The sequence below is a fragment of the Streptomyces sp. NPDC001852 genome (assembly GCF_042891825.1).
In the GTDB taxonomy this organism is placed as follows: domain Bacteria; phylum Actinomycetota; class Actinomycetes; order Streptomycetales; family Streptomycetaceae; genus Streptomyces.
In genome coordinates, this window is record NZ_JBIATN010000018.1 from 107,978 (window position 1) to 120,777 (window position 12,800).

Annotated in this window: 11 protein-coding genes; 9 read left to right on the forward strand and 2 right to left on the reverse strand. The window is 70.3% G+C overall.

Annotated features, from left to right (window positions below; genetic code table 11):
• The first annotated feature begins 105 nt into the window (after positions 1-105).
• The 3 genes from ACFYZB_RS28785 to ACFYZB_RS28795 all read left to right on the forward strand — a co-directional run bounded on the left by ACFYZB_RS28785 (position 106) and on the right by ACFYZB_RS28795 (position 3,956).
• The gene (locus tag ACFYZB_RS28785) at positions 106-993 is read left to right on the forward strand and encodes a FadR/GntR family transcriptional regulator (protein ID WP_351208983.1); all 888 of its coding nucleotides are present in this window, start codon (positions 106-108) and stop codon (positions 991-993) included.
• 439 nt (positions 994-1,432) lie between these two features.
• Complete coding sequence (locus ACFYZB_RS28790) at positions 1,433-2,974, forward strand: RNA polymerase sigma factor (protein WP_388763617.1); 1,542 nt, start codon at positions 1,433-1,435, stop codon at positions 2,972-2,974.
• Positions 2,975-3,095: 121 nt separating this feature from the next.
• Positions 3,096-3,956, forward strand: a complete 861-nt coding sequence (locus tag ACFYZB_RS28795) for a serine protease (RefSeq protein ID WP_388763619.1) — start codon at positions 3,096-3,098, stop codon at positions 3,954-3,956.
• 98 nt (positions 3,957-4,054) lie between these two features.
• Here ACFYZB_RS28795 and ACFYZB_RS28800 read toward each other — a convergent pair whose 3' ends face one another.
• Positions 4,055-4,285, reverse strand: coding sequence for a hypothetical protein (locus ACFYZB_RS28800; RefSeq protein WP_014675476.1), 231 nt, complete (start codon positions 4,283-4,285; stop codon positions 4,055-4,057).
• 441 nt (positions 4,286-4,726) lie between these two features.
• Between ACFYZB_RS28800 and ACFYZB_RS28805 the strand changes: the two genes are divergently transcribed.
• The 6 genes from ACFYZB_RS28805 to ACFYZB_RS28830 all read left to right on the forward strand — a co-directional run bounded on the left by ACFYZB_RS28805 (position 4,727) and on the right by ACFYZB_RS28830 (position 12,053).
• Positions 4,727-6,850: a type IIA DNA topoisomerase subunit B gene (locus ACFYZB_RS28805; protein ID WP_388763621.1), complete on the forward strand. Its 2,124-nt coding sequence runs from the start codon at positions 4,727-4,729 to the stop codon at positions 6,848-6,850.
• A gap of 640 nt (positions 6,851-7,490) precedes the next feature.
• A complete protein-coding gene (locus ACFYZB_RS28810) occupies positions 7,491-8,012 on the forward strand; it encodes a DUF1453 domain-containing protein (protein ID WP_388763623.1) in 522 nt (173 codons plus the stop codon).
• Positions 8,009-9,160: a histidine kinase gene (locus tag ACFYZB_RS28815; RefSeq protein ID WP_388763625.1), complete on the forward strand. Its 1,152-nt coding sequence runs from the start codon at positions 8,009-8,011 to the stop codon at positions 9,158-9,160. The genes ACFYZB_RS28810 and ACFYZB_RS28815 overlap by 4 nt, the downstream gene beginning before the upstream one ends.
• A complete protein-coding gene (locus ACFYZB_RS28820) occupies positions 9,157-9,855 on the forward strand; it encodes a response regulator (RefSeq protein WP_388763626.1) in 699 nt (232 codons plus the stop codon). The genes ACFYZB_RS28815 and ACFYZB_RS28820 overlap by 4 nt, the downstream gene beginning before the upstream one ends.
• 60 nt (positions 9,856-9,915) lie before the next feature.
• Entirely contained in the window at positions 9,916-10,464 is a 549-nt protein-coding gene (locus tag ACFYZB_RS28825; protein WP_388763627.1) for a DUF485 domain-containing protein, read from the forward strand.
• The gene (locus tag ACFYZB_RS28830) at positions 10,461-12,053 is read left to right on the forward strand and encodes a cation acetate symporter (RefSeq protein ID WP_388763629.1); all 1,593 of its coding nucleotides are present in this window, start codon (positions 10,461-10,463) and stop codon (positions 12,051-12,053) included. Before ACFYZB_RS28825 ends, ACFYZB_RS28830 begins: the two co-directional genes overlap by 4 nt.
• Positions 12,054-12,080: 27 nt before the next feature.
• Here the strand turns inward: ACFYZB_RS28830 and ACFYZB_RS28835 are convergent, their stop codons facing one another.
• Positions 12,081-12,773, reverse strand: a complete 693-nt coding sequence (locus ACFYZB_RS28835) for a response regulator (RefSeq protein ID WP_388763630.1) — start codon at positions 12,771-12,773, stop codon at positions 12,081-12,083.
• Positions 12,774-12,800 lie beyond the last annotated feature (27 nt).

The following is a 12,800-nucleotide window of genomic DNA, read 5'->3' on the forward strand; positions in this document are numbered from 1 at the left end:
TTCTTTCCGATAAGGCGTCAATTGCGACGGGGTGAGCGATCACCCTTTCGTGTGCTTTTCACCAAAGACCTCAAGGGAGTTGGAGACGGCGCCGACAAAGGATCCGTGAGTACCCTTGCGCACACCATGATGACCGCCGCCCGCTCCACCGACTCCGGTCTGGCCGGCCCGGGCGAACTCGACCGCTACCCCTACGCAGAGCCCCAGGTGGCCGATCGCGTCGGAGCGCCCTCCTGGGAGGGCGCGGACCCCGAACTGGGCCGCGTCGGCCGGCGTGCCGCGGGCAGCCGCGGACGCGGACTGCACGGCCAACTCGTACAGCAGCTGGGGCAGATGATCGTCTCCGGCGACCTGGGCGCGGACCGTCCGCTGGTGCCCGAGGAGATCGGCCAGCGCTTCGAGGTCTCCCGCACCGTCGTCCGCGAGTCCCTCCGTGTCCTCGAGGCCAAGGGCCTGGTCAGCGCCCGCCCGAACGTCGGCACGCGCGTGCGTCCCGTCAGCGACTGGAACCTGCTCGATCCGGACATCATCGAGTGGCGGGCCTTCGGGCCCCAGCGCGACGACCAGCGACGCGAGCTGAGCGAGCTGCGCTGGACGATCGAGCCGCTCGCCGCCCGCCTCGCCGCCGGGCACGGCCGGGAGGACGTGCAGCAGCGCCTCTGTGACATGGTCGAGATCATGAGTCACGCCATGGCACAGGGCGACGCGCTGACGTACTCGCGCGCCGACAACGAGTTCCACGCGCTGCTCATCCAGATCGCCGGCAACCGCATGCTGGAGCACCTCTCGGGGATCGTCTCGGCGGCCCTCCAGGTCTCGGGCGGTCCGGTCACGGGTTGTGACCGGCCGAACGAGGCGTCGCTCGCGCAGCACGCGCGGATCGTCGACGCCCTCGGTACCGGCGACGGCGCCGCCGCCGAGACGGCCATGCGTCAACTGCTCACGGTCCACCCCGAGGTCGAGCGCGTGGTGCCCGCCCCGCGCGAGCACTGACCTCGCGCGGACAGGGCGGCGCGGTCGCCGGTGTGCGGCATCCTCGTGGTGATCGTGGCGGCACCGGGCTCGTTGCCGGCCGCCGCTGGACTCCGCCGGACCCTGTGCGGTCCGGCGGAGTCCAGCGGCGGGACGAGCCGCCAGGGGCGTGCGCATGACCGGGCAGGACGCGGCAACGTGAACTGCTTTGCCCGCACTCGACCGCTTTTGACCGCTTACGGGGTGTGACTCGGGCCACGCAGATTGGGCGTAACGCTCGTGGGAACAGCGCGATGACCTAAGAGGCGACAGCCGCGGAGGGAATACGGACGCCATCACAGGCGCTGTGACCCTTCCCGGCCCCCGCCCGCGCCGTCGGCCCATCCCCAGGCCGGTGGTCGGCTCCTGTCCGCAGTGGACGGTGCCGGAAGCCGTTTTCCAACGTTCCGAGAGGTTGTTCGTGTCGGCCAGCACATCCCGTACGCTCCCGCCGGAGATCGCCGAGTCCGTCTCTGTCATGGCGCTCATTGAGCGGGGAAAGGCTGAGGGGCAGATCGCCGGCGACGATGTGCGTCGGGCCTTCGAAGCTGACCAGATTCCGGCCACTCAGTGGAAGAACGTACTGCGCAGCCTCAACCAGATTCTTGAGGAAGAGGGTGTGACGCTGATGGTCAGTGCCGCAGAGCCCAAGCGCACCCGCAAGAGCGTCGCAGCGAAGACTCCGGCCAAGCGCACCGCCACCAAGACGGTCGCGGCGAAGACGGTGACGACGCGGAAGGCCACCGCCACCACGGCCGCTCCCGCGATGCCCGTCGCTCCGGCCGCAGCCGATTCCGCCGAGGAAGCCGCACCCGCCAAGAAGGCCGCGGCCAAGAAGACGACCGCCAAGAAGGCGGCGGCCAAGAAGACCGTCGCCAAGAAGACGGCGGCCAAGAAGACGGCGGCCAAGAAGGACGACGCCGAGATTCTCGAGGACGAGGTTCTCGAGGACACCAAGGTCGCCGACGAGCCCGAAGGCGCCGAGAGCGCGGGCTTCGTCCTGTCCGACGAGGACGAGGACGACGCGCCCGCGCAGCAGGTCGCCGCGGCCGGCGCCACCGCCGACCCGGTCAAGGACTACCTGAAGCAGATCGGCAAGGTCCCCCTGCTCAACGCCGAGCAGGAGGTCGAGCTGGCCAAGCGCATCGAGGCGGGTCTGTTCGCCGAGGACAAACTGTCCAACGCCGACAAGCTGGCGCCGAAGCTGAAGCGCGAGCTGGAGATCATCGCCGAGGACGGCCGCCGCGCCAAGAACCACCTCCTGGAGGCCAACCTCCGTCTGGTGGTCTCCCTGGCCAAGCGCTACACCGGCCGCGGCATGCTGTTCCTGGACCTCATCCAGGAGGGCAACCTCGGTCTGATCCGCGCGGTGGAGAAGTTCGACTACACCAAGGGCTACAAGTTCTCCACGTACGCCACCTGGTGGATCCGGCAGGCCATCACCCGCGCCATGGCCGACCAGGCCCGCACCATCCGTATCCCGGTGCACATGGTCGAGGTCATCAACAAGCTCGCGCGCGTGCAGCGCCAGATGCTCCAGGACCTGGGCCGCGAGCCCACCCCGGAGGAGCTGGCCAAGGAACTCGACATGACCCCGGAGAAGGTCATCGAGGTCCAGAAGTACGGCCGCGAGCCCATCTCGCTGCACACCCCGCTGGGTGAGGACGGCGACAGCGAGTTCGGTGACCTCATCGAGGACTCCGAGGCCGTCGTCCCCGCCGACGCCGTCAGCTTCACGCTCCTGCAGGAGCAGCTGCACTCCGTCCTGGACACCCTGTCCGAGCGCGAGGCCGGCGTCGTCTCCATGCGGTTCGGTCTCACCGACGGTCAGCCGAAGACCCTCGACGAGATCGGCAAGGTCTACGGCGTGACGCGTGAGCGCATCCGCCAGATCGAGTCCAAGACCATGTCGAAGCTGCGCCACCCGTCGCGTTCCCAGGTGCTGCGCGACTACCTCGACTAGGTCGCGGTCGTACGACGACGAAGGCCCGGCTCTCTCGTGGGAGCCGGGCCTTCGGGCTGCGAGCGACGGCGGTGTGGATCACTCTGGGTGTCCCGGTAGCACCCGAGAGTGAGGAGTCCGCATGCGCCGTTCCTTTGCGCGAGCACTGGTCGGGCCGCTGGCGCTGGCCGCCGCCGTCGCCGCCATACCCCTGGTGAACGCGGCTCCCGCGGCCGCCGACGGTGTGGTGGTCGGGGGCTTCCCGATCGACGTCTCGCAGGCCCCGTGGACGGTCGCGCTGTCCAGCCGTGACCGGTTCGGAGGTACGCGGGCGGGCCAGTTCTGCGGCGGAGTGGCGATCGCACCGACGGCGGTGCTCACCGCGGCCCACTGCCTGGCCGAGGACGTCCTCGGGGCACCCCCGAACCGCGTGCGGGACTTCCGCGTCATCGCGGGCCGTACCGACCTGCTGTCCGGCGAGGGCCAGGAGGTCGCCGTACGCGACGCCCGGATCAATCCCGGGTACGACAGCGTGACCAACGCCGGCGACTTCGCCGTGCTCACCCTCGCCAAGCCGCTGCCGCAGAGCGCGGTGATCGGCATGGCGGGCCCGGGCGATCCGGCCTACAAGCCGGGGACGCAGGCCCTGGTCTCCGGATGGGGTGACACGACCGGCGGGGGCGCCTATGCACACAGGCTGTACGCCGCACACGTGCGCGTACTGCCGGACGACCTCTGCGCCCGCGCCTACAAGGGCGGCTCCGACGGCGCCTACCGGCCCGGGAGCATGCTGTGCGCGGGAGAGACCGCCGGCGGCCGGGACGCCTGCCAGGGGGACAGCGGTGGACCGCTGGTGGCCCAGGGGCGGCTGATCGGGCTCGTGTCATGGGGGAGCGGCTGCGGCAGGCCGGGCAGTCCTGGCGTGTACACACGCGTCTCCGACGTCGTACGCGCCCTGGAGGCGGCCTCGGGGAGCCGGAAGAGCCCCCAGGGGCGCTCCTGAAGCGCCCACGCGGGGCATGAGCACGGGCGGCCGCTCCTGAAGGAGCGGCCGCCCGTTCACCGGCCTGTGCCGGCGCTGGCTCGTCGTGTGTGCGAGATTCAGCGCTCTTCGTCGGAAGCGGTGTTCGGAACGGACGTCAGCCGCTCCGTCTCGTCCTGTATCTCAGCGGCGATCTTCTTGAGTTCCGGCTCGAACTTGCGACCGTGGTGGGCGCAGAAGAGCAGTTCTCCGCCGCTGAGCAGGACGACGCGCAGGTATGCCTGGGCGCCGCAGCGGTCGCAGCGATCGGCGGCCGTCAGTGGGCTCGCGGGGGTCAGAACAGTAGTCACGTCGCCTCTTCTCTAGCTCGACGAGCTGTCGTACCAGGGTCAACATCCAACCAGCCCGAAAACGTTCCCGCTCGTGGCTTTTCCTCGAAAAAATCTTCCGGGGCGGCTGTTTGCTGCCGGTTGGCGGCGAATGTGCCGTAGTGCGTCTCTTGTGTGCTTACGGTTTCGCGCAGTTTGTTGTGTTTCGGTCCTCCAGGCCGGGTTGCCTGTTGTTCATGAGGACGTGCCCGGAGCCTAAATGGTTCATGCCTCCAAGGGAACGTGATATGTACTTCACTCCATCGAGGGATCGAACATGCATGCGAGCCTGGACTAGTCTGAGTTCCCGACGAGGGTGGCGTTACACCGGCTCTACCAGGCCTCGGTACCCTCTGAGCGGCGACCGAAGCCGCCCCCTTACCCAGTAGGGGGTCAACTGAAATTCAGCGAGGAGCGAACCGCGTGACCGCCGATACGTCCGTGCCGTCCACAGCGCTGCTGGCAGGAGCAGACCGGGACGGTTCCAACTACACCGCGCGGCACCTGCTCGTCCTCGAGGGCCTCGAGGCCGTGCGCAAGCGCCCGGGCATGTACATCGGCTCGACCGACAGCCGCGGTCTGATGCACTGCCTGTGGGAGATCATCGACAACTCCGTGGACGAGGCCCTCGGCGGCTACTGCGACCACATCGAGGTGATCCTCCAGGACGACGGTTCCGTGGAGGTGCGCGACAACGGCCGCGGCATCCCCGTGGACGTGGAGCCCAAGACCGGCCTGTCCGGCGTCGAGGTCGTCATGACCAAGCTGCACGCGGGCGGCAAGTTCGGTGGCGGCTCGTACGCCGCCTCCGGCGGTCTGCACGGTGTCGGCGCCTCCGTGGTCAACGCCCTCTCCGCCCGGCTCGACGTCGAGGTGGACCGCGGCGGCCACACGCACGCCATCAGCTTCCGGCGCGGCGTGCCGGGTGCCTTCGCGGGCGACGGCGCCGACGCGAAGTTCGAGGCCAAGAGCGGCCTGCGCAAGGCCAAGAAGATCCCCAAGACCCGGACCGGCACGCGCGTGCGCTACTGGGCCGACCGCCAGATCTTCCTCAAGGACGCCAAGCTCTCCCTGGAGACGCTGCACCAGCGCGCCCGGCAGACCGCCTTCCTGGTGCCGGGCCTGACGATCGTCGTCCGCGACGAGTTCGGCCTGGGCGAGGGGGGCAGCAAGGGCGAGGAGTCCTTCCGCTTCGACGGCGGCATCAGCGAGTTCTGCGAGTACCTCGCGGGCGACAAGCCGGTCTGTGACGTCCTGCGTTTCTCGGGCAGGGGCACCTTCAAGGAGACGGTCCCGGTCCTGGACGAGCACGGCCAGATGACGCCGACCGAGGTCACGCGCGAGCTGGGCGTGGACGTCGCGCTGCGCTGGGGCACGGGCTACGACACGACTGTCCGGTCCTTCGTCAACATCATCGCCACCCCCAAGGGCGGCACCCACGTCTCCGGCTTCGAGCAGGCCGTGACGGGCGTGTTCAACGACGTGCTCCGCGCCAAGAAGCTGCTGCGGGTGGCCGAGGACAACATCGTCAAGGACGACGCCCTCGAAGGTCTCACCGCTGTCGTGACCGTGCGCCTGGCCGAGCCGCAGTTCGAGGGCCAGACCAAGGAGGTCCTGGGTACCTCGGCGGCCCGCCGCATCGTGAACAACGTGGTCACCAAGGAGCTGAAGGCGTTCCTGACCAGTACGAAGCGGGACGCCGCAGCGCAGGCCCGGGTCGTCATGGAGAAGGTGGTGGCCGCCGCCCGCACACGCGTCGCGGCCCGCCAGCACAAGGACGCCCAGCGCCGTAAGACCGCCCTGGAGTCCTCGTCCCTGCCGGCGAAGCTCGCCGACTGCCGCAGCGACGACGTCGACCGCAGCGAGCTGTTCATCGTCGAGGGCGACTCCGCGCTCGGTACGGCCAAGCTGGCGCGGAACTCCGAGTTCCAGGCCCTGCTGCCGATCCGCGGCAAGATCCTGAACGTGCAGCGGTCGTCGGTGACCGACATGCTCAAGAACGCGGAGTGCGGCGCGATCATCCAGGTCATAGGAGCGGGTTCGGGCCGCACCTTCGACATCGACCAGGCCCGCTACGGCAAGATCATCATGATGACCGACGCCGATGTGGACGGCTCCCACATCCGCTGCCTGCTGCTCACGCTGTTCCAGCGCTACATGCGGCCGATGGTCGAGGCCGGCCGGGTCTTCGCCGCGGTGCCGCCGCTGCACCGTATCGAGATCGTCCAGCCGAAGAAGGGCCAGGACAAGTACGTCTACACGTACTCCGACCGCGAACTGCGGGACAAGCTCATGGAGTTCCAGAGCAAGGGCATCCGGTACAAGGACTCCATCCAGCGCTACAAGGGCCTGGGCGAGATGGACGCCGACCAGCTGGCCGAGACCACGATGGACCCTCGTCACCGCACGCTGCGCAGGATCAACCTGTCCGACCTGGAGGCCGCCGAGCAGGTCTTCGACCTGCTGATGGGTAACGACGTGGCGCCGCGCAAGGAGTTCATCTCCAGCTCGGCGGCGACGCTGGACCGGTCGCGCATCGACGCGTAGCCGCTGCGCCGGGCCTCGGCCGACGGGCTTGCCCGAGGTGGGCCGACCAACTGGTCGGCCGAGGTGCCCGAGGAGGGCTGACGTCGGCGGCCGGGGCGGGCGACGGGGATGGGCGGCCGCCGGAGCGGGCGGGTGGGCCCGCACCTCGGGCTGGGTGGTCCTGTGCTTCCCCGGGGTGCCGAGGTCGTCCTGACGAGCTCCGGCGACGGCCGGATGGGCTTTCGCCGGCAGACGGATGGTCTTCCTTCGCCGGTCGGACGCGGCGGCCGGTGGGTGGAGGCCTGGACGCGGCGCCCGCCCTTCGGCTGTGACGACGGTGGCTGGTGCCGGGACCGCGGCCCGCAGTGCCACATGGCCGGGCTGGATGAGGTCCTGGTCCGGCGTCGGTGGGTCGGGGCTCGTGGGTGCGTTCGGGGGCGCTTCCGTCAGCCCCGCGTACGTCCGCCCCGACCGACCTTCGCGTCCCGCCGTGGTCCGCGGACGCACCCGCCGGATCTACACCCCTGGGTGGAGACGAGCCGCTCCGGGTTTCCACCCGTGATCCACCCCGGCTCCGATCTCCCGACCTGCGCTTTTCCGTAGCTTCGTAGTGTCGGCAGCACCTGCTCCCGGCACCACCTTCTCGCTCACGGAGGCTTTGATGTCCGGGCTCGTCAACGCGCTGGTGATCGTGGCCGTCGCCGCCCTGGTGATCGCGCGGCAGTTCCGTGCCCGCGCGATCAGCACCGACCGGCGCTGGTGGCTGATCCCCGCGGTCCTCGCCGTCGTCGCGCTGCGCGAACCCGGCATCCTCGACGCCCACCACCGTGCGGAATCCGCTGTGCTGCTCGCGGTGGAACTGTTCGTCGGCGTGGCCACCGGCGCCGGCTGGGCCTGGACGACCCGCATCTGGACGGAACCGGACGGCGCCGTGTGGACCAAGAGCACCAGGGCGAGCGTCGCGGTATGGATCGTGGGCATAGCCCTCCGCATCGGCATCTACGCCGTCGGCACCGTGCTCGGCCTGCACCAGGGCAGCTCCGCCCTGATGTGCGCTCTCGCCGCCACCCTGCTGGTCCGCGGCGGAATCCTGGTCTGGCGGGCGCAGTCCCTGGGCGCCGCGGACCGCCCCGCCCCGGCGTACGGTGACGGCATGCGGTCGGTCAGGAGGGAGCGCGCGTGAAGGAGAACGCCTGGACACGCTGGCCGTCACGGGAGGCGCTCGGCCGCGAGGGAACGTCCCGGCCGCGGCGCATGATCGCCTGGTCCGTCAGGTGCCTGGTGATCGCCATGCTCCTGTGGAGCGCGTACAACCAGAGTCGTGTCGGCCTCTGGGGCGCACTTGCCGCGGTGATCGGAGTCCTGGCCACGGCACTCTTCTCCTGGGCCTTCTTCCGGACCACCTACCAGCACCGGCTGGTGCCCTCCCTGATGCTGATGGCCGCGCTCATGGGCATCGCGGTCGCCGCTGAGGCCACGGGGTTCAGAGGACCGGCTCTCCTGATCTTCTGCGGCTGTGGGATCGGTGCCCTGGAGCGGCTGCCGCTCGCGGCCGCGGCTCCGGTGACCTCGGTGGGCCTGGCCGCCTACTCCGCCTTCAACAACGACGTCTGGCTGACCACGGCCGCCTCGGCCGCGGGCATGGCCCTCGCCGGATACGTCCTGCGGCTGGATGCCGAAGCCCGCGGCCACGCGCAGCAACTGCTCGCTCAGGAGCGCGCCGCCCGCGTGGCCGAGGCGGAGTCCGCGGCGCTGGCCGAGCGTGCCCGCATCGCACGGGAGATCCACGACGTGCTGGCCCACAGCCTCTCGGCGCAGCTGGTGCATCTGGAGGCGGCCCGGCTGCTGATCGAGAAGGGGGCGGATCGTGAACGCATCCTGGAGCGGGTGGTGGCCGCCCGGGGCATGGCCCGCGACGGACTCGCCGAGACCCGGCAGGCCCTGTCCGCGCTGCGGGGCGAGCTGACCCCGCTGGAGGACTTCCTGAGCGAGCTCGTCAGCCGGGCCGACCGCGCCGAGGTCACCGTGACGGGTGAGCGCAGACCCCTGCCGGCCGAGGCCTCCCAGGCCGTGCGCAGGGTTGCCCAGGAGGCGCTGACGAACGTCCGCAAGCACGCACAGGGCGCCAAGGTGCACCTGCGACTCGACTACAGCGAGCACGAAGTGACGCTGGACGTACGGGACACGGGCGGGCGGCCGGGCGAACTCACGGGGGCGGGAGCCGGGTACGGTCTGCTGGGGATGCGCGAGCGGGCCGAGCTGCTGGGCGGCTCGCTGGACGCGCGGCGGGACGAGGAGGGGTTCGTGGTGACGCTGAAGGTGCCTGTATGACGGAGACGGAGGGGGAGAAGAAGCCCGCACGGGTGGTGGTCGCCGACGACCAGACCGTGGTCCGGGAGGGCATCGTGATGCTGCTCGGCCTGCTGCCGGGTGTCGAGGTGGTGGGTGCCGCCGGAGACGGCGAGGAGGCGGTGCGACTGGTCGGGGAACTGGCCCCGGACGTCGTCCTGATGGATCTCAGGATGCCCCGCTGCGACGGCGTGGAGGCCACCCGCCGGATCCGGGAACAGTACCCGGGGACCCAGGTCGTGGTGCTCACCACGTACGCGGACGACGAGTCGCTGTTCCCCGCGCTGCGCGCCGGCGCCCGGGGGTATCTGACCAAGGACGCGGGCGGTGACGAGATCGTGCGCGCCGTGGAGAGCGTGCTGTCGGGGGACGCGGGTCTGTCGCCGAGTGTCCAACGCCGGTTGCTGGAGCGGCTGTCCCAGCCCGAGCCCGGCCCGCCGGCGACCGCCGAGGCACCGCCCGACGGACTGACCGCGCGGGAGACCGAGGTGCTGCTGCTGATCGCCGAAGGGCTCAGCAACCAGGAGATCGCCCGCAGGCTGCATGTGTCGACCGCGACCGTGAAGACACACATCAACAACCTCTTCTCCAAAACGGGCCTCAAGGACCGTGCGCAGGCGGTGCGTTACGCTTACAGCAAGGGACTGGTACGGCCGCCCACACAGGGAATCACCTGATGGGGTGAAGAGCCGGAGGAAGGAGAGCCGGGGATCTGCCCGATCTGTCCATCCTTGGGCATGCAGTCAAGCAACGGTCGTGCCCGTGGAGCCGGGGACGGTCCCGAGAGTTCGGCCGAGAACCAGCAGGACCACGGCGTGCCCTTCCGCGACGTCACGTATGAAGACCCCTGGTACGACCCGGTGGCCTCCGGCTGGGGCGAGCTGGACGGCGCCGGTGTCCCGGCGCAGGCGGTGCCGCCCGACCGCGGGGAGCCGAGCGGAGCGGCGGTTCGCGCACGCGATGTGTATGTCGAGGTGCAGCGCAGCGCGGCCTTCCAGGAGGTGCGCACCAGGTACCGGCGGTTCGTCGTGCCGGGAGTCGCCGCCTTCCTCGCCTGGTACGTGGGCTATGTGGTCACCGCCACGACCGCGCCGGGGCTCATGGCCCGGCCCGTGGCGGGCGCGGTGAACGTGGCCATGCTGGCCGGGCTGGGGCAGTTCCTCACCACGTTCCTGCTGACCTGGGCCTACGCCCGGCACGCGCGGCTGCGGCGGGACCGGGCGGCGCTGGAACTGCGCTGGGACACCCAGGAACTGGCCCGCGAAGTACGGGGAGGTGCCTCGTGACCGGTGATCATCAGGCGCCGGCGCTGCTGTTGTTCAGCGGTTTCGTGGCCGTCACCCTCGGGATCACGACGTGGGTGAGCCGTCGCCGGCATGGTTCGGCGGAGGAGTTCTATGCCGGGGGGCGGCTGTTCTCCCCCATGGAGAATGGTTTTGCCATCGCGGGTGACTACATGTCGGCCGCATCCTTCCTCGGGGTCACCGGGCTCATCGCGCTGTACGGGTACGACGGGATGCTGTACGTCGTGGGCTTCCTGGTGGCCTGGTTGGTGGTGCTGTTCCTGGTGGCCGAACTGGTGCGCAACTGTGGGCGGTTCACCCTGGCCGACGTGGTGGCCGCGCGGATGAGCGAGCGGCCGGTGCGGATCGCGGCGGGAACTTCCTCGGTCACCGTGTCCGTTCTGTATCTGGTGGCGCAAATGGTCGGCGCGGGCAGCCTGGTGGCGCTGCTGCTGGGGCGGACGAGCGGGGCCGTGCAGGCCTGGGCGGTCATCGGGGTCGGCGCCCTCATGGTGGTCTATGTGTCGTTGGGAGGGATGCGGGCCACCACCTGGATCCAGATCGTGAAGGCGGTGCTGCTGCTGAGCGGCACGATCGCGCTGACCGTCCTCGTCCTGCTCCGGTTCCACGGCGACGTCGACCGCCTGCTGCTCACGGCCGCGGAGCGCAGTGGTCATGGAAGGGCGTTCCTGGCGCCGGGGCTGAAGTACGGCGGGACCTGGACCGCCCGCCTGGACTTCATCAGCCTGGGACTCGCCCTCGTACTCGGCACGGGGGGACTGCCGCACATCCTGTCGCGCTTCTACACGGTGCCCACCGCGCGGGCCGCCCGCCGTTCCGCGGTGTGGTCCATCGGGCTGATCGGCGGCTTCTACCTGATGACGATCGTCCTCGGCTTCGGGGCGGCGGCAGTGGTGGGGACGGATGCGGTGCGCGGCTCGAACGCGGCCGGGAACACGGCGGTGCCGCTGCTCGCCCTCGACCTGGGCGGTGGTGCGGGCTCGACTGGTGGAACGGTTCTGTTCGCGGTGGTCGCCGCGGTCGCCTTCGCCACGATCCTCGCGGTCGTCGCCGGTATCACGCTCGCCTCGTCGGCATCGGTGGCGCACGATCTGTACGCGTCGCTGCGGCGCTCGCGCGGCAGGGCACGCAGCGAGGTGGCGGTGGCGCGCTGGGCGGCGGTCGGCATCGGTGTCGTGGCGATCGCGCTCGGTCTGCTGGCCCGTGACCTCAACGTCGCCTTCCTCGTCGGTCTCGCCTTCGCCGTCGCCGCGTCGGCGAACCTCCCGGTGCTGCTGTACTCGCTGTTCTGGCGCGGCTTCACCACCCGCGGCGCGGTGTGGGCCGTCTACGGCGGGCTGATCCCGGCGCTCGGACTGGTGCTGCTGTCCCCGGTGGTCTCCGGCAGCCCGGCCTCGCTGTTCCCGGACGTCGACTTCCAGTACTTCCCGCTGCAGAATCCGGGCATCGTCTCCATCCCGCTCGGCTTCCTCGCCGGCTGGCTCGGCACGATCACCTCCGACGAGGTCGCCGACGAGGCCAGGTACGCCGAAACGGAGGTCCGGTCGCTCACCGGCGCCGGCGCCGTGTAGCCGGTCACCGGCCGTCCGGCACGCCCCCTACGGCGCGACCCAGGCGTACCGGTGCTCCGGCCGTCCGGTGTCGCCGTACTTCAGGGAGAGCCGGAGGCGGCCGGCCTGCTCCAGACGGCGGAGATAGCGCTGGGCCGTGGAGCGGCTCAGGCCGGTCCTGGCGGCCACCTCGTGGGCGGACAGCGGCCGGCCGGCGCGGTGCAGGACGCCGCAGATCAGATCGGTCGTGGGCGCCGAGTGGCCGCTCGGCAGGCCGGGCGCGGACGGCGCGGGGGACGTCCGCAGCGCCCCGAAGATCCGGTCCACCTGATCCTGGCCGGTCAGGCCGTGGCCGCCGACCCGGTCCACCGTGCGACGCAGCGCGGCATAGGAGTCGAGGCGGGCGCGCAGGGCGGCGAAGGTGAAGGGTTTGACCAGGTAGTGCAGGGCGCCCAGGCGCATCGCCTGCTGCACGGTCGTCACATCGCTTGCCGCGGTGATCATGATGACGTCCGTGCCGTGACCCTGCTCCCGCATGCGGTGCACGAGATCGAGACCTGTCTGGTCCGGCAGATAGTGGTCGAGCAGGACCAGGTCGATGCTGCCGCGTTCCACCGCCGCCAGAGCCTGGGCGGCGCTGTGCGCGCGGGCGGTCACCCGGAAACCGGGAATCTTTCCCACGTACTTGGCGTTGATCTCGGCGACGCGGAAGTCGTCGTCCACGACCAGGACGTCAATCATCAGGCCTCTCCTTCAAGGCCGACGAGC

Coding starts and splice junctions, on each gene's coding strand:
- ACFYZB_RS28835 (WP_388763630.1), bottom strand. CDS start 12,773: ATGATTGACGTCCTGGTCGTGGACGACGACTTCCGCGTCGCCGAGATC.
- ACFYZB_RS28825 (WP_388763627.1), top strand. CDS start 9,916: ATGCAGTCAAGCAACGGTCGTGCCCGTGGAGCCGGGGACGGTCCCGAG.
- ACFYZB_RS28810 (WP_388763623.1), top strand. CDS start 7,491: ATGTCCGGGCTCGTCAACGCGCTGGTGATCGTGGCCGTCGCCGCCCTG.
- ACFYZB_RS28795 (WP_388763619.1), top strand. CDS start 3,096: ATGCGCCGTTCCTTTGCGCGAGCACTGGTCGGGCCGCTGGCGCTGGCC.
- ACFYZB_RS28820 (WP_388763626.1), top strand. CDS start 9,157: ATGACGGAGACGGAGGGGGAGAAGAAGCCCGCACGGGTGGTGGTCGCC.